General features: G+C 71.2%; 15 protein-coding genes. 5 read left to right on the forward strand and 10 right to left on the reverse strand.

Features of this window, described 5'->3' with window-relative positions; translation table 11 throughout:
- Window positions 1-93: 93 nt before the first annotated feature.
- On the reverse strand, window positions 94-870 hold the full coding sequence (locus tag KSO97_RS06325; RefSeq protein WP_232677238.1) for an MBL fold metallo-hydrolase: 777 nt from the start codon (window positions 868-870) through the stop codon (window positions 94-96).
- Between the two features lie 91 nt (window positions 871-961).
- Between KSO97_RS06325 and KSO97_RS06330 the strand changes: the two genes are divergently transcribed.
- On the forward strand, window positions 962-1,717 hold the full coding sequence (locus KSO97_RS06330; protein ID WP_232677239.1) for an SURF1 family protein: 756 nt from the start codon (window positions 962-964) through the stop codon (window positions 1,715-1,717).
- Window positions 1,718-1,905: 188 nt separating this feature from the next.
- Entirely contained in the window at window positions 1,906-2,265 is a 360-nt protein-coding gene (locus tag KSO97_RS18235) for a DUF3817 domain-containing protein (protein WP_232677240.1), read from the forward strand.
- A gap of 34 nt (window positions 2,266-2,299) precedes the next feature.
- On the opposite strand, the gene KSO97_RS06340 is transcribed toward KSO97_RS18235, so the two are convergent.
- Window positions 2,300-2,917: a hypothetical protein gene (locus KSO97_RS06340; RefSeq protein ID WP_232677241.1), complete on the reverse strand. Its 618-nt coding sequence runs from the start codon at window positions 2,915-2,917 to the stop codon at window positions 2,300-2,302.
- A gap of 321 nt (window positions 2,918-3,238) precedes the next feature.
- Here KSO97_RS06340 and KSO97_RS06345 point away from each other — a divergent pair, with 321 nt between their 5' ends.
- Both KSO97_RS06345 and KSO97_RS06350 read left to right on the forward strand, forming a co-directional pair.
- The gene (locus KSO97_RS06345; RefSeq protein ID WP_232677242.1) at window positions 3,239-3,751 is read left to right on the forward strand and encodes a peptidylprolyl isomerase; all 513 of its coding nucleotides are present in this window, start codon (window positions 3,239-3,241) and stop codon (window positions 3,749-3,751) included.
- A gap of 136 nt (window positions 3,752-3,887) precedes the next feature.
- The gene (locus KSO97_RS06350; RefSeq protein ID WP_232677243.1) at window positions 3,888-4,709 is read left to right on the forward strand and encodes a rhomboid family intramembrane serine protease; all 822 of its coding nucleotides are present in this window, start codon (window positions 3,888-3,890) and stop codon (window positions 4,707-4,709) included.
- A gap of 170 nt (window positions 4,710-4,879) precedes the next feature.
- On the opposite strand, the gene KSO97_RS06355 is transcribed toward KSO97_RS06350, so the two are convergent.
- On the reverse strand, window positions 4,880-5,377 hold the full coding sequence (locus KSO97_RS06355; RefSeq protein ID WP_232677245.1) for a cell division protein CrgA: 498 nt from the start codon (window positions 5,375-5,377) through the stop codon (window positions 4,880-4,882).
- Between the two features lie 25 nt (window positions 5,378-5,402).
- Here KSO97_RS06355 and KSO97_RS06360 point away from each other — a divergent pair, with 25 nt between their 5' ends.
- A complete protein-coding gene (locus KSO97_RS06360; protein WP_232677246.1) occupies window positions 5,403-6,185 on the forward strand; it encodes a DUF881 domain-containing protein in 783 nt (260 codons plus the stop codon).
- 72 nt (window positions 6,186-6,257) lie between these two features.
- Here the strand turns inward: KSO97_RS06360 and pknB are convergent, their stop codons facing one another.
- The 7 genes from pknB to KSO97_RS06395 form a co-directional block, all read right to left on the reverse strand.
- Window positions 6,258-8,093: a Stk1 family PASTA domain-containing Ser/Thr kinase gene (gene pknB / locus KSO97_RS06365; protein WP_269782089.1), complete on the reverse strand. Its 1,836-nt coding sequence runs from the start codon at window positions 8,091-8,093 to the stop codon at window positions 6,258-6,260.
- Window positions 8,093-9,556 (reverse strand): serine/threonine-protein kinase, encoded by a 1,464-nt coding sequence (locus KSO97_RS06370; RefSeq protein WP_232677247.1) that lies wholly within the window; start codon window positions 9,554-9,556, stop codon window positions 8,093-8,095. Before KSO97_RS06370 ends, pknB begins: the two co-directional genes overlap by 1 nt.
- A 67-nt stretch (window positions 9,557-9,623) precedes the next feature.
- Window positions 9,624-11,084 carry a penicillin-binding protein 2 gene (locus tag KSO97_RS06375; RefSeq protein WP_232677248.1) on the reverse strand — a complete coding sequence of 487 codons (1,461 nt, stop codon included), beginning with the start codon at window positions 11,082-11,084 and terminating at the stop codon, window positions 9,624-9,626.
- The gene (locus tag KSO97_RS06380) at window positions 11,081-12,535 is read right to left on the reverse strand and encodes an FtsW/RodA/SpoVE family cell cycle protein (RefSeq protein ID WP_232677249.1); all 1,455 of its coding nucleotides are present in this window, start codon (window positions 12,533-12,535) and stop codon (window positions 11,081-11,083) included. Before KSO97_RS06380 ends, KSO97_RS06375 begins: the two co-directional genes overlap by 4 nt.
- 1 nt (window position 12,536) lies before the next feature.
- Entirely contained in the window at window positions 12,537-13,982 is a 1,446-nt protein-coding gene (locus tag KSO97_RS06385; RefSeq protein WP_232677250.1) for a PP2C family serine/threonine-protein phosphatase, read from the reverse strand.
- Window positions 13,979-14,458: an FHA domain-containing protein gene (locus KSO97_RS06390; RefSeq protein ID WP_232677251.1), complete on the reverse strand. Its 480-nt coding sequence runs from the start codon at window positions 14,456-14,458 to the stop codon at window positions 13,979-13,981. Before KSO97_RS06390 ends, KSO97_RS06385 begins: the two co-directional genes overlap by 4 nt.
- Entirely contained in the window at window positions 14,451-15,182 is a 732-nt protein-coding gene (locus KSO97_RS06395) for a DUF3662 and FHA domain-containing protein (protein WP_232677252.1), read from the reverse strand. Before KSO97_RS06395 ends, KSO97_RS06390 begins: the two co-directional genes overlap by 8 nt.
- Window positions 15,183-15,337 lie beyond the last annotated feature (155 nt).

Here is a 15,337-nt window from a genome sequence, read left to right on the forward strand (position 1 = left end):
GACGGGTCACCGGGTTTCGAGACGGCCTCGTTCCTCGGCCTCCTCAACCACTGGTGGGTGGGCCGGCGCGGCCTCCTGAACGACCGGTGACGGTCAGCTGTTGAGCGCCTCGAACTCGGAGGCGTCGTGCGCGGAGAAGACCCGGACGTCGGGGTGGTCGGCGACCAGCGTGCGCAACCGCTCCTGGTTCGCCAGCCGGACGGCGTTGTCCTGCGCGAGGAGGCGCTGGAAGACCTGGAGGATGCGCGGACACGACGGCGGCGTCTGCACCTCGCCCGCGTTGAAGTAGGCATCGCCGGCGTGCAGCACCCAACCGCCGTCAGAGGAGGTGGTGTCTCGGACGGCGGCGCCTGCGTGCCCGCGGCTGTGGCCGGGCAGCGGCACCAGCAGCACGTCGTCGGCGAGCACGGTGACGGCCTCGAGGCCGCGCCACTCCTCGCCCGCAGCGGCATGGGTGGCGAAACGAGCGTCCTCCCACTGCTCGCGCAGATAGCGCCCGTGCTCCATGCCCTTGGGGTTGCGAGCGGCTTCGAGCTCGGCGTCGTAGACGTGCACGGTGGCGTTCGGGAAGTCGCTGACGCCGCCCGCGTGGTCGAGGTCGAGGTGGGTCAGCGCGATGTCGCGGACGTCGGACGCGTGGAACCCCAGGGCCTCGACCTGCGCGAGCGCGGTCTCGGCAGGGTCGAGGTTCGGACGCATCGCCGAGGTGAAGGCGCGACCCAGACGACGTCCCCGGTCGTCGAGATCGGCGGTGCCGAAACCAGAGTCGACCAGCAGCAGTCCGTCCGCGCGCTCCACGAGGAGACAGTGCGCGACGAACCGGCCGGCCAGGAGCGGGTGGAGCGTCCCGCAGTTGAGGTGGTGGATCACGGCGTGATCGTGCCACGGCGGGCCGCTGTCGTCAGCCGTCTCGCCCAGCCGCGCCCGTCGTCGTCCGAGCGCCGCTCCGTAGGCTGGGGGGGTGCACGTGTGGCTGACCCGTCGGATGCTGGCCGCGCATGCGCTGGCTCTCGTGGGCCTGCTGATCGCCGGCGGGCTCGGCTTGTGGCAGCTCGATGCGTGGAGCGCACACCGGGCGAACGAGGCCCGCGACCTCTCCGAGCAGGAGCCGTTGGCCCTGCAGGACGTGCTCGGCCCGGACGACGTCTACCCCGGTGACCGCGTCGGTCAGCCGGTGCGCGCGAGCGGGGTGTGGGTCCCGTCCGGCACGGTCTTCGTCGCCGACCGCGACCACGACGGCGCCCGCGGCTACTGGGTCGTCACGCCCGTGTCTGTCGAGACGCCGGGTGACCCGGCGATCGCCGTCGTTCGCGGGTGGGTCGCCACCCTGGACGACGTGCCCGCAGCGCCGTCCGGTGCCGCCGAGATCGACGGGTGGCTGCAGCCCTCCGAAGGCACCGGCGTCATCGACGACGACCCGACCGACGACGTCCTGCCGCAACTGCGGATGGCCGACCTGGCCCAACGGGTCGACGTCGACCTCTACGGCGGGTACGTCGTCGCCCGGACGCCGGGCGCCGGGCTCGAGGCGGCCGACCTGGAGGCGCTGCCGCCGGTGAGCCGCACCACCGGACTGCGCAACCTGCTCTACGGCGTGGAATGGTGGTTCTTCGCCGCCTTCGTGCTGTTCGTGTGGTGGCGGTTCACGCGCGAGGAGCGCCGTCCCTCGCGGCGACCTGCCGAGCAACCCGGCGAGCCCGACCCTGCCGACGTCTGACGCGCCGACCCCACTCCTACTGGTCGACCACCGTGCCGAAACTCCCGCCGATCGGCGGTTCGCGTCGGCATATCCGCGAGTTTCGCCCGACCGATGCGGAGATTCACCGGCTACCCGGTGAATCTCCTCGCGGCCACACCCGCCTCCCGCCCCAAAACCCCCACCCACGCGCTCAGTACCCTCGGCACGTGACTCTCTTCAACGTCTACAGGGTGCTCGCGATCGTCGTGGGCGTCCTGCTCGCGATCTGCTCCCTGGTGGCGCTGCCGCTGAAGTACCTGGCCACCGAGGGCACCGGGCTCCAGACGTTCGGTGAGGACATCTCGATCCTGTGGCTCGTCCACGGGTGGATCTTCATGGTCTACGTCGTGGTGGCGTTCGTGCTCTCGCGGCGAGCGGAGTGGACGACGACCTTCACCCTCGTCGTGCTGGTCGCCGGCCTCGTGCCGCTGATGATCTTCTGGGTCGAGCGGATCGTCGTCGCCAAGGTGCGTACGGAGGCACCCGACCTGACCTCGGACGCGCAGCGACCCGCCAGCCTGGGCTGACGGGTCGGCGCGACACACGGGCTGGCGACCGGCGCTACTTCTTCTCGTCGATCTCCACGACCTCGGCCGGCTCGTCGGGCGTGGTGACGGCGTGCGGCTCCTCCACCGCGTCCGCCAGCGCTTCGCCCGGCGTCGCCCCGGCTCCGTCGTCGGCGGCTCCGGACTGGGGAGCAGCCGGGGTGGGTGCAGGAGCGACGGGAGCTGCCGACGGAGCCTGTGCAGGAGCAGGGGTCGGGGTGTAGGTGGACTGCCAGTTGTCCTGAGAACCGCCCTGCAGCTTCTTGGCGGCAAAGACCGCCCCACCCGCCGCGATGCCGACGACTAGCAGTCGCTTGAGCTTGCTCTTCTTCTTCGGCGCCGGCTCGTGGGAGAGCTGGGCCACGGCTCCTTCGGCGGCCACCTTCGCGGCGGCGGCACGCTCGGCGGCGATGGCCGCGCCCTGCGCCACGAGCGGGGCGGCCTTCTCACGCGCCTCGGCGAGCCCGACGGCCGCCTTGACCCTCGCGTCGGCCAGCATCGGCTCGGCCTTCTCGCGGGCGTCGGCGATGGCGGGAAGGGCGGTGTCGTTGACGAACTCGCGCGCCTGGCCGAGCGCCGTCTCCACGTACTCCCCCGCCTGGTCGACGATCGACTTCTTCTTGCGCAGTCCCATCTCCGCCTCAACTTTCACGTCTGCATGGATGTGGCTCGACGGCTCCGTCGCCTCGGTGCGCTCGCGGCGCCGCCCGTGCCTTTCCTCTACCCAAGCACGAGGCGTGTCACGCCCCAACCCCCCGAATGTGAACGTCGCGGTTGTGCTCGCGCTCCGGCGCCCGAGATTCGCGGCACCCACCGGGTTCGGGCACCTCAACCACCGGGACGCCGACGTGGCGGCGTCTGGGAGGATCGGGAGGTACTGCCGCGCCGGGCCTCCCGGTATGCGGCGCCACACGAATCACCTCGGAACCACTACCGGGGCACGCGAAAGGCAGACATGGCTGACCAGCAGGTCGTCCTGAAGACCAACCAGGGCGACATCACCGTGAACCTCTTCCCGAACCACGCTCCCGAGACGGTGGCGAACTTCGTCGGTCTGGCGACCGGCGAGAAGGCCTACTCGACCCCGAACGACCGCAGCGGCAAGTTCTACGACGGTCTCACCTTCCACCGCGTGATCAGCGGCTTCATGATCCAGGGCGGTTGCCCGCTCGGCACCGGTACCGGCGGTCCGGGCTTCCAGTTCAAGGACGAGATCCACCCCGAGCTCGTCTTCGACAAGCCCTATCTGTTCGCCATGGCCAACGCGGGCCCGGGAACCAACGGCTCGCAGTTCTTCATCACCGTCGGCGCGACGCCGTGGCTCAACCGCAAGCACACCATCTTCGGCGAGGTCGCCGACCAGGCCGGCCGCGACGTCGTCGACGCCATCGCCGCCTCGCCCACCGGCGCGATGGACCGTCCGGTCGACCCGATCGTGATCGAGTCGGTCGAGGTCGTCGGCTCCTGAGTCAGGCCCACCACCCGTGACGACGCCGTCCCACGGCGCGCACCCGGCGGACGGGGTGCCGGTCTGCTACCGGCACCCCGGCCGCGGGTCCCACATCCGCTGTCAGCGGTGCGAGCGCCCGATATGTCCCGACTGCATGCGTGATGCGGCGGGGGGCTTCCAGTGCCCCGACTGCGTCCACACCGGGCATCGCGAGACCCGCACCGGCCGCACCACCTATGGCGGTACCCGCTCGCGAGACCCCCGCCAGACCACGATCGCGCTGATCGTCGTCAACGCCGGGGTCTGGCTCGCGGTGATGCTCACCGGCGGCGCGTCGTCGCGCCTGGTCGACCTGCTCGCCCTGCGCCCCGACGGCGCCTGCGACGTCGGCGGCGGCTACCTCGGCCTCGGCGTCGGCCGCAGCGAGTGCACGGCGGCCGGCTACACCTTCCTGCCCGGCGTCGCGGACGGCGCGGTCTGGCAACTGATCTCCAGCGCCTTCATGCACGTGCAGCTGTGGCACGTCGCGGGCAACATGCTGATGCTCTTCGTGCTCGGGCCGCAGCTCGAGCAGGTCCTGGGCCGACTGCGGTTCCTGGCGCTCTACCTCGTCTCCGCGCTCGCCGGCGGCGCCGCGGTGATGCTCCTCTCCAGCGAGTACGGCCTCACGCTCGGCGCCTCGGGTGCCGTCTACGGCATGCTCGGCGCGTTCGTGATACTCGCGCGCAAGACCGGCGGCGATCTCCGCTCGGTGCTCGGCCTGGTCCTCCTGAACGTGCTGCTGACCTTCGTGGTGCCCAACGTCTCCTGGCAGGGGCACCTCGGCGGATTCCTCGGCGGTGTCGCCGTCACCGCAGCGCTGGTCTACGCGCCGCGCGGATCGCGACGCGCCTTCGTGCAGGCCGCCGGCATCGCCGCCGTGACGGCGCTCGCGCTCGCGGCGATCGTCGTCCGTGTGCTGGTGCTCCAGGGCTGACGGCGCGTCGGGGGCGTCCCCCCGTTTCCACAGCTGTGGATTGTTCGGGGGATAACTACAGCGGTGTCATTCGCTCCACAGCTGTGGATAAAGCGGTGGAAAACGACGTCGACCCGTCTTCAGACAAAGACGGGTCGACGCGAGGGGTGCGGCAAGTGGAGCCGGTCGGCTCACTCCCAGCGCGTGGCGTAGGCGAAGCCCACCGCCATGAACGCGATGCCCACGATCAGGTTCTTCTGACCGAGGTCGTCGAAGATCGGCAGGCGCGAGGTGTCGTCGGCGATCGCGTAGAAGACGCAGATCCACGCGAGACCGATGAGGAAGCAGGAGAGCATCGTGGCGACGACCCCCCGGCCGCGACCCAGCGGCGTCGAGGGGTGCGCGCCCACGAGCAGGCCGAGGAAGACCGATCCGAAGCCGATCAGGTAGTTCCAGTCCTCCAGGTCGCGCATGAAGCCCGGACCCGACGGGTCGAGCGGCTCCCCTGAGGAGGAGAACTCACCGGGCAGGGTGACGCCGGCGGCGTAGTAGACGATCCACGCGACGCCGACGACGAGCAGGACGACGGTGAGCACGAATCGGATCGTCAACAACGGACCACGGTCCGGGTTGAACGAGGTGTCCTGCTTCGCCTTGAGCTTGGCCACGGCTGCTTCCTTCTTCTTCACGACGGTCCTCCGTACCCTAGACGGCGTGACCACCCCGCCGCCCGACGACCCCGCTCGTGAGCATCCGCGTCGTCGCGGCTGGGCCTTCGGCACCCCCGTGGTGGTGGCGCTCTGCGGTTCGCTGTTCGTGGTCAGCGCTCTCGACAGCGACGGCACCGACCTCCGTCCTGGCCGATACACCGATCTCGCCTCGCTGGTGCAGACCGAGTCCGACGCCTACCAGCGTCTGCAGCGCGAGGCAGCCGCACTGCGCGACGAGGTCGACGACCTGACCCGCAACGTCGACGACCGCGGCGTGCAGCGCAAGCGCCGTCAGGCCGAACGGCTCGAGAGCCCCGCGGGGCTCACCGAGGTCAGCGGGCCCGGTGTGACGATCGTGCTCTCCGACGCGCCCATCGAACGACTCGACGCCGCCTTTAACGCCGGCGACGTCGACCTCAACCTGCTCGTCGTCCACCAGCAGGACATCCAGGCCGTGATGAATGCGTTGTGGGCCGGTGGAGCCGACGCGATGACCATCCAGGGCCAGCGTGTCGTCAGCACGACCGGCATCAAGTGCACGAGCAGTGCGGTGACCCTGCACGGCGTGCCGTACCCGCAGCCCTACGTCATCCAGGCCATCGGCGACCCGACCGACCTGATCCGGGCCGTCGACGCCGACATCGACATCAGCGGGTTCCGTGAGGACGCGGCGGACCCGGACCTCGGGATCGGGTGGGATCTCGACGTCGAGGAGAAGATCGACGCCCCCGCCTACGAGGGCCTGCTCGACGTCATCTACGCCAAGCCACTGCCGACCACGGCCTGATCGCCCGGCCCCCACCACCGGCGGAGTTCCGGTGGTCGAGGAGGTCGCTCTGCGACCGTCGCGAGACCAGGATCAGCCTGAGCGACGCCGGTCGAAGATCAGCCCGTCGCTCGGGTCGTCGGTGGGCTGCGAGGGGTCCGGCGGACCGTCGGTCTGGTCCGACGTCGGGTCGGGCGGCGGCGGCTCGACGTAGGTGGAGACGAGGATGACGACCGTGCTGCCCTCGTCGGCCTCGGTCTGCGGGTCGGGGAACTGACGCGTCACGATGCCGGCGGGTCGCGTCGAGGACGGGTCGTCCTCGACCTTCGGCTGGAAGCCGCGCGCACGGATGCGCTGCTCGGCCACCGACTGCTGCAGGTTCACCACGTTCGGCACCGTCTCGCGACCGTCGGAGAACTCGATGACGATCTCGGTGTCGACGTCGGCCGACTGCCCCACACCGGGCGTGACGCCGACGACCTCGCCCTGGTCCTCGTCGCTCTCGACCTCTCGCGTCTTGATCTTCTCGCGGTCGAACCCGGCCCGGACCAGCTCGGCGATCGCCTGGTCGGTCGTCATCCCGATCACCTGCGGCACCTGCACCTGGGCCTTGCCGAGCGAGATGACCAGGTCGACGGTGGTGTCGGGGTCGACGTAGCGATCGGCGGTCGGATTCTGGCTGATGATCCGGTTGGCCGGCACCGAGTCACTGTTCTCGGCGTTGACGTCGCCGACGATCAGGCCCGCGTCGCCGATGGCCTGGCGCGCCGCCTTCTCGGTCATCCCCGCGACGTCGGGCACGCGGGTGCGTTCGGGCGAGGGCGGGAAGAGGCTGTCCTTGAAGAGGAACCACCCGGCCACCAGCAGCGAGATCAGCAGCAGGCCGAGCACGATCCACAGCCCCGTGCGGGGCGGAGCCGGCTCGTCGGCCGGAGGCAGCACCACGGGCTCGGGACGGCGCGGCGGCGCGGCGGTCGGGCGGACGACGGAGGTCACCGCCGTCGCGGGCTCGGGAGCCACCGCGGCCGGCGCTGCCTCCACCGGACGACCGTCGAGGTAGCGCTCGATGTCGCTGCGCATCGCCGCCGCGGACTGGTACCGGTCCTCGACGCGCTTGGCGAGAGCCTTCATGACGATCGCGTCGACGGCGGCCGGCAGGTCGGTGTCGAGGTCGGACGGCGGCGAGGCCTGCTCGCGGACGTGCTGGTAGGCCACCGCGACCGGGCTGTCGCCCACGAACGGCGGGCGGCCGGTGAGGAGTTCGTAGACCAGGCAGCCCGCCGAGTAGACGTCGGAGCGCGAGTCGACCTGCTCGCCGCGGGCCTGCTCGGGCGAGAGGTACTGCGCCGTGCCGACCACGGCGGCGGTCTGGGTCATCGACCCGGCCGCGTCGCTGATCGCCCGGGCGATCCCGAAGTCCATCACCTTGACGTCACCGCTCGGCGTCAGCATCACGTTGCCGGGCTTGATGTCGCGGTGGATGATCCCCGCGCGGTGGCTGTAGTCGAGCGCCGAGAGGACGCCGCTGGAGATCTCCAGGGCGCGTTCGGGCAGGATCTTGCGGCCCTCCCGCAGGATGTCGCGCAGGGTTCGCCCGGCGACGTACTCCATCACGATGTAGGGCTGGGCGACGCCGGACCCGTCGGTGGCCGGTTCCTCGCCGGTGTCGTAGACCGCCACGATCGCGGGGTGGTTGAGCGAGGCCGCGGACTGGGCCTCGCGGCGGAAGCGGGCCTGGAACGTCGCGTCGCTGGCCAGGTCGGTGCGCAGGCGCTTGATCGCCACGACCCGGCCGAGCCGGGTGTCGGTGCCCTTGCGCACCTCCGCCATGCCACCCCTGCCGAGCAGCTCCCCGAGCTCGTAGCGCCCGCCGACGAGGATCGGGCCGTCGCCTGACGTGCCGGATCCTGATGCCGAGTGGTCGTTCATCAGCTCTGGTCTCCCTCGGTGGTGGGCGGCGCGGACGGCGTGGGAGCCGGTGGTACCGACTCCGTGGGCGTCGGGGTCGGAGTGGGCGTCGGCGTCGGTGTCGGTGCGACGTCCCAGTAGGTCACGATGATCTCGGTGTTGGGTGCGATGCCGGAGCCGCTCGGGGTCAGGTCGCTGACCAGACCGTCGCGCGCCGGGTCGTCGTTGGGCTGCGGGTCCTCCACGTAGCGCAGGCCCAGTGCGCGCAGCGCTGAGATCACCTCGTCGTAGGGCTCGTTGACGTACTCGTCCAGGTCGACGGTGACGCTCGCGGGCGCGCTGGTCGTCGGCTGAGCGGGTTCGGACGTCGCCGGAGGTGAGGACGTCGACGTGCTCGGCGTGGGCGGTTCGGAGGCGGTGCCGTCCGCACCGTCGTCGTCACCACCGGTGAGCAGCAAGGTCAGCACGACGGCCAGAGCGATGAGCAGGACGACGATCGCGGCCACGACGGCAGCCGTACGACGCGACTCGCGCTCCTCCTCATCGGCCGGCGCCGGGACGGGCGTCGGCACCGGCGTCGCGAGCACCTGCGTCATCGGCTCGGCCGGTGTGGCGGGCGCCGGCGCCGGGATCGGTGCGGCGGGTCGTGCCGCACGGCGCGGGTCGCGCAGCGCGGCTGCGAACGCCGTGCCGTCGGCGAAGCGCTCGGCGGGATCCTTGGCCAGCGCGCGCATCACGACGTCGCTCAGGTCGCGGGGCAGGTCGGCAGGCAGCGGCGGCACGGCGTCGCGCACGTGGGCGAGAGCGGTCGCCACCGCCGACTCCTTGTCGAAGGGGCGCCGTCCGGCCAGGCACTCATAGGCCACGACGCCGAGCGCATACACGTCGGACGCCGCGGACGCCGGACGGCCCTCGGCCTGCTCCGGTGCCAGGTACTGCGGGGTGCCCATCACGGCGCCGGTGCGGGTGATGCCGACCCCGTCGGCAGCACGCGCGATACCGAAGTCGGTGACCTTGACCCGCTGGTCCGGGGTGACGATCAGGTTGGCCGGCTTCACGTCGCGGTGCACGATGCCCGCGGCATGGGCGGCGCCGAGAGCGTCGCCCACCTGGGCCATCAGGTCGCGCACGGCCTCGGGGTCCAGCGACCGGCCGGCGACCAGGAGAGCCGAGAGCGGCTTGCCCTCGACCAGCTCCATGACCAGGAAGGGCTGCGGCTGCCCCGAGCCGTCGTGGCGTGCGCGCTCCCCGACGTCGTACACCGCGGCGATGCCGGGGTGGTGCAGCGCCGCGGCGTTGCGCGCCTCGGTCTCGAAACGCATCCGGAAGGTGGGGTCGTCGGAGAACTCCGACTTGAGCAGCTTCACGGCCACCGCGCGGCCGAGCAGGGTGTCGGTGGCGCGCCAGACCTCGCCCATGCCTCCGGTCGCGATGCGTCCGTCGAGGCGGAACCTGCCGGCGTCGTCGGCGAACTGATCGGTCATGCGCGGCTCCTTCCGGGGAGGGTGGGTGTGGGTCGACGTGGCGTCGGGCTCAGGTGACATGCGCGGCTCACTGCAGGACCGCCTCCATCACGGCCTTGGCGATCGGGCCGCCGAGGGCGCCGCCGGCGATGGAGCGGCCCGGTGCCTCCTCGATCATGACCGCCACGGCAACCTCGGCGTTGTCCGCCGGAGCGAAGGAGATGAACCACCCGTAGGGCGGCTGGCCCTCGACCCCACGCTGGGCGGTGCCGGTCTTGCCGGCGACACGGACACCGGGGATCGCCGACGGTGCGGCGGTCCCGTTGTCGACGGTGGAGACCAGCACCTCGGTGAGGGTGCGCGCGACGTCGTCGCTGACGGCCTGCGAGATCTCCTCGGGCCGCGTGGTCTCGGCGTCGTACTCCGCGGACTGCACCTGGTTGACCAGATAGGGGCGCATCAGCACTCCCCGGTTGGCGATCGCCGCCATCACCATCGCCATCTGCAGCGGCGTCGCCTGCACGTCGAACTGGCCGAAGCCGGCCTGGCCGACCTCCGGCTCGCTCAGGTCCGCGGGGAAGACCGATCGGGCCTGGCCCTTGATGTCCTCGAGGTAGTCGGCGTTGAACCCGAAGCGCTCGGCCTGACGGAACATCTCCTCGGCGCCGACGTCGATCGCGAGCTTGGCGAAGGAGGTGTTGCAGGACTGCTCCATCGCCTGGCGCAGGGTGATCTCACCGGAGCCGCAGTTGCGGCCCTCGTTGTCGATCAGGCCGGATTCCCCGCTGGTCTGCGGCAGCTGGAAGGTCGCGCCGCCCGGCACCAGCGCGTCGGGTCCCTCGTACTTGCCCGAGCTCAGCGCCGCCGCCGCCGTCACGACCTTGAAGGTCGAGCCCGGGAAGAGTCGCGTGGCCAGCGCCCGGTTGATGAGCGGGTCGCGGTCGTCCTCGAGGAGGCGCTGGTAGTCGTTCTCGACCGCGTCGAAGTCGTGCGAGGCGAGCTTGTTCGGGTCGTAGGACGGCAGCGACACCATCGCCAGGATCTTCCCGGTGTCCGGCTCGATCGCCACGACGGCGCCCTCGACGCCGTCGCCGAGTGCGCGGAGACCGTCGAAGGCCGCCTTCTGCGCGGCCGGGTCGAGGGTGAGCTGCACGTTGCCGCCCTGGGCCGGCTCGTTGGACAGCATGTCGACCAGGCGACGCACGAAGAAGCGCGGGTCGTCACCGGAGAGCACGGCGTTCTGGGATGCCTCGACGCCGGTGCTGTTGCCGAAGGTGAAGTAGCCGGTGGCCGGTGCGTAGAGGAACGGCTGGGGGTAGAGCCGCTGGAACTCGTACCGGTCGTCGACGGGCGTGCTCTCCGCGATGGGCGTGCGGCCGACGAGGATGGCGCCGCGCTCGCTGGAGTAGGAGGCCTGGAGCACCCGCTGGTTGCGCGGGTCCTCGTCGAGTCGGTCCGACTTCCAGAACTGGAGGTAGGTCACGTTGACCATCAGGGCCAGGAACAGCGCCAGACAGAACACCGCGATCGTGCGGATCGGCTTGTTCACAGCTTGATCACCTGGGTCGTCTCACCGTCGGCGTCCTCGGTGTCGGTCGACAGCGCCGGCAGCGGTCGACGGGCCTGGTCGGAGATGCGCAGCAGAATCGCGATGATCACCCAGTTCGCCACCAGCGACGAGCCGCCGTAGGAGAGGAACGGGGTGGTGAGACCGGTCAGCGGGATCAGGCGCGTGACGCCCCCGATCACGACGAAGACCTGGAGGGCGAACACGCTGGCGAGCCCGACGGCGACCAGCTTGCCGAAGTTGTCGCGGCTGATCAGCGCCACGCGCAGGGCCCGCTCCACGATCAGGCCGTAGCAGAGCAGCACGGCGAGCACCGCCGTCAGGCCGAGCTCCTCGCCGATGGCCGCCATGATGAAGTCGCTCTCGGCGTAGGTGACACGCGTGGGGTCGCCCTCGCCGAAGCCTCTGCCGAGCAGGCCGCCCCAGCCCATGCCGAACTGCGCCTCGACGATCTGGTCGGAGAAGGGCGGCACGTCGTTGCGGTAGTAGCGCATCGGGTGCAGCCAGATGTCCACGCGCGACTGCACGTGACCCAGCGTCTGCCACGCTGCGATCGCGCCGGCGAAGAACAGGGTGGCGCCGACCACGATCCAGCCGGGCCGTTCGGTGGCGACGTAGAGCATGACCAGGAACAGGCCGAAGAAGAGCAGGCTCGAACCCAGGTCGCGCTGGAAGACGAGGACGACCAGGCTCATCAGCCACATCGCCAGGATCGGGCCGAGGTCGCGGCCCCGAGGCAGGTCGACGACGAGCACCCGGCGCCCGGCCAGGGCGAGGGCGTCGCGGTGCAGCACGAGGTAGCCGGCGAAAGCGAGCACCAGCAGCACCTTGGCCACCTCGCCCGGCTGGAAGCTCAGCGAGCCGATGTTGATCCAGATCCGGGCGCCGTTCCGGTTGACGCCGATGAGCGGCATCATCGGGAGCAGCAGCAGGGTGATCGCGCTCAGGCCGAGCGTGTAGGTGAACCGGGCCAGCACCCGGTGGTCACGCACGATCACCAGCGTCGCCACGAAGAGCAGCACGCCGAGCGTCATCCACACCAGCTGGGTGGGCGCGAAGTCGGTGTCGCGACCGCGGGCCGCGTAGGCGAGGTCGAGCCGGTGGATCACCGCCAGACCCAGACCGTTGAGCGTGGCCACGAGCGGCAGCAGCACCGGGTCGGCGTAGGGGGCGACCAGCCGGATGACGATGTGCGCGGCCACGATCAGTGCCGTCAACCAGCCGCCGTACCCGATGATGTCGGCCGGCACGGTGCCGTCGACGCCGAGTCCGACGGCGGCGTAGCCACCGACCCCGATCACCAGGGAGAGGACGAGCAGGAAGAGCTCGGCACCGCGCCGCCTCCGGTGTACGAAGCCGAGCAGGGGCGACCCGGAGGCCGGCGTGTTCGCTCGGCCCCCGGTCGCGAGGCCGGTCGTCCTGCCCGCGGCCATCTCAGTCGGTGTCCTCGGTCGTCGTCGGCTGACGGTTCGCCGCCAACGCCTCGACCTTGTCCCGGGCGTCGGCGAGATCGTCCACCGCGATGGCGTTCGACACCGCGCTGCGGTCGACGTCGGAGAGTTCCTCCAGGGTCACGTCGGTGACCACGACGGGCTCGGAGAGGTCGACACCCGGCAGCGAGGCATCCACGCCGCGGAAGATCGCGACCCGGCCGTCGTAGCTGCCGACGTAGTACTGCTGCTGGATCCACGACCAGGCGCCGGCCGCGGCGAGCCAGACGACGCCGACGACCACGACCAGCACCAGGAGACGGCGTGCCCAGGCGTAGCGCTGCGGGGCGCGCGGTGCGTACCGCGCGGCCTCGGGGTCGAGGTCGATGATCGGGTCACTGGGGATGGCGAACCCGATGTCATCGGGAATCTCGGCGTCGATCGGCTCCATCTCGCCGGTGTCGCCCGAGCGATGACCCCGGAAGAGCGCGCGCGGCAGGCGGCGGCGCAGCTCGGCGGCCGCGCCGACCAGCTGGGGCTCCAGTTCGGCGACGTCGAGCGCCGCCGCGGACTCGACGTCGAGCACGTCGGCGACCAGGCACGTGACGTTGTCGGAACTGCCCGCCTCCAGGCTGGCGCGCACCAGTTCGACGGCGGCGAAGTCCGGTGTCCCCATCGAGAGGATGTCGGCGAGGCGGCCGTCGTCGAGCACGCCGCTGGCGCCGTCGCTGCACAGGAAGAGCCGGTCACCGGGCACCAGTTCGATGACGTAGACGTCGGGCTCGGCCTCGTGGATGCCGTCGAGCGCCTTGAGGATCAGGTTGCGGTGCGGGTGCACCCGGGCCTCGGCCTCGGTGATGCGGCCCTCGTCGATCAGGCTCTGCACCAGCGTGTGGTCGGTGGTGAGCTGGCTCAGCTCGCCCTCGCGGAAGAGGTAGGCACGGCTGTCGCCGACGTGGCCGATCGCGGCCCGGCGTCCGTCGAAGAGGGCGACCGTCGCGGTCGTGCTGGTGCCGTTGAGGGCGGGATCCTGGTCGACCAGGTGCCCGATCGACTCGTGGGCGCTGTGCAGCGCGTCGGTCACACGGCGCAGCAGGTCGCTGCCGTCCGGGGTCGTCGGCGCGTCGTCGAGGGCTCGCAGGCTCGCGATCGCCGTGCTGGAGGCGACGTCGCCGCGGGCCGCGCCGCCCACGCCGTCGCACACCGTGAGCAGCCATGGTCCCGCGTAGCCGGAGTCCTGGTTGTCCTTGCGCACCCGACCGACGTCGGAGATCGCGGCGTAGTGGAGCAGGAGCGGGGCGGACGCCGCCGGTCCGGAGGCGTCGCGTGCGAGGGGGCTCTCCGCGGTCTCCGTGACGGGCGCGGAGTCGGCCGCGGGAGGTTCGGAGGTCGCCGGCTCCGCGGGAGCGACGGGTGCGCCCTCCGGCTGGTCGTCTGCGGGGATGGTCACTTGCGCAGCTCCAGGATCGTCTTGCCGATCCGCACCTGGGTGCCGAGGGAGATGGTGGTCGGCTGGGTGATCCGGACGCTGCCGATGTAGGTGCCGTTGGTGGAGCCGAGGTCCTCCACGAACCACTGGTCACCGGAGGCGGCGATGCGCGCGTGCCGCGTCGAGACGTAGTCGTCGTCGAGGCGGATCGCGGCGTCGTTGCCGCGCCCGATCAGGATCGGCGCGCGCTCCAACGGAACCGTGATGCCTGCGTTGCTCCCCTGGGTGACGGCGACGTGGGTGGGCGAGCCGCGACGTGGCTTCGGCGCAGCGCCCTGACGCCCGGCCCTGCCGGGCTTGGCGGCGCGCGGACGCGCCCCCTCGGGCACGCGGGCGCCGAACATGTCCGAGCGGATCACCGAGATCGCCGAGAGCACGAAGATCCAGAGCACCGCCAGGTAGGCGACACGGATCAGGAAGAAGGTCAGCTCAGACACCCCACGGGCCTCCTGAGTTCTCATCGACGACGCGCACGGTCAGCGTGGTGGTGCCGATGCGCACCTGCGCGCCGTCGTACAGGGTCGCGCGCGGGACCTTGGCGCCGTCCACGGTGATGCCGTTGGTCGAACCGAGGTCGTGCACCTCGATGCGCGGGTCGCCGCCGTCGCGATCCTCGAAGACCAGGAACTCCGCGTGACGGCGACTGATGCCCGGGTCGTTGATCCGGATGTCGGCGTCGGTGCCGCGACCGATCACCAGGCCCGGCGGCTGCAGCGGGTGCTGGGTGCCGTTGACCTCGACCAGCGCCCGGGCCCGCCGGACCTGGGTGTGGGTGGCGTTGTGGGTGACCTTGGCCAGCGCCTCGCTGCGGATGCGGAAGCGCCCCGTGGTGAGGTCCTCCGCCGGCTCGAAGCCGATCTGCACGGGGCCGGGGAAGACGTAGCCCTGGCCCACGGCGTGCTTCTGCAGCTGGTCGATGAGCTCGCCGGCGAGGGCGGAGTCGTAGGGGGCCAGCCGGTCGAGGTCGGTCCTGGCCAGTTCCACGTGGAACGCGTTCGGCACCAGGCGCCGGTCGCGAGAGAGGATCTGGGCGTTGTTGTCCACCTCGCGCTCGAGCGCGGCTGCGATCTCCACGGGCTGGACGGCGCTGCGGAACGTGCGCGCGAAGGCACCGGAGATCATCGACTCGAGGCGCTGCTCGAAACGGTGGAGTCCGCCCACGGGCCGCACCTCCTCACTCCGGCTCACCTGCTCCGGCTTGGTTGTCGGTCGGCGTGTGCCCCGGGGGGAGCGAAGGCATGCCGACCGCCGGTCGGACGACCGGGAGTCGGCGTCGATCGTAGCGAGCGACGGCATCACCCTCGGCGCGCCGCCAC

Source organism: Nocardioides sp. R-C-SC26 (genome assembly GCF_021246465.1).
In the GTDB taxonomy this organism is placed as follows: Bacteria; Actinomycetota; Actinomycetes; order Propionibacteriales; family Nocardioidaceae; genus Nocardioides.

What these genes read in the sequence shown, in the direction of transcription:
- KSO97_RS06370 (WP_232677247.1), bottom strand. Translation starts at nt 9,556, where the DNA reads ATGACCGATCAGTTCGCCGACGACGCCGGCAGGTTCCGCCTCGACGGA.
- KSO97_RS06340 (WP_232677241.1), bottom strand. Translation starts at nt 2,917, where the DNA reads ATGGGACTGCGCAAGAAGAAGTCGATCGTCGACCAGGCGGGGGAGTAC.
- KSO97_RS06350 (WP_232677243.1), top strand. Translation starts at nt 3,888, where the DNA reads ATGCGTGATGCGGCGGGGGGCTTCCAGTGCCCCGACTGCGTCCACACC.
- KSO97_RS06380 (WP_232677249.1), bottom strand. Translation starts at nt 12,535, where the DNA reads ATGGCCGCGGGCAGGACGACCGGCCTCGCGACCGGGGGCCGAGCGAAC.
- KSO97_RS06345 (WP_232677242.1), top strand. Translation starts at nt 3,239, where the DNA reads ATGGCTGACCAGCAGGTCGTCCTGAAGACCAACCAGGGCGACATCACC.
- pknB (WP_269782089.1), bottom strand. Translation starts at nt 8,093, where the DNA reads ATGAACGACCACTCGGCATCAGGATCCGGCACGTCAGGCGACGGCCCG.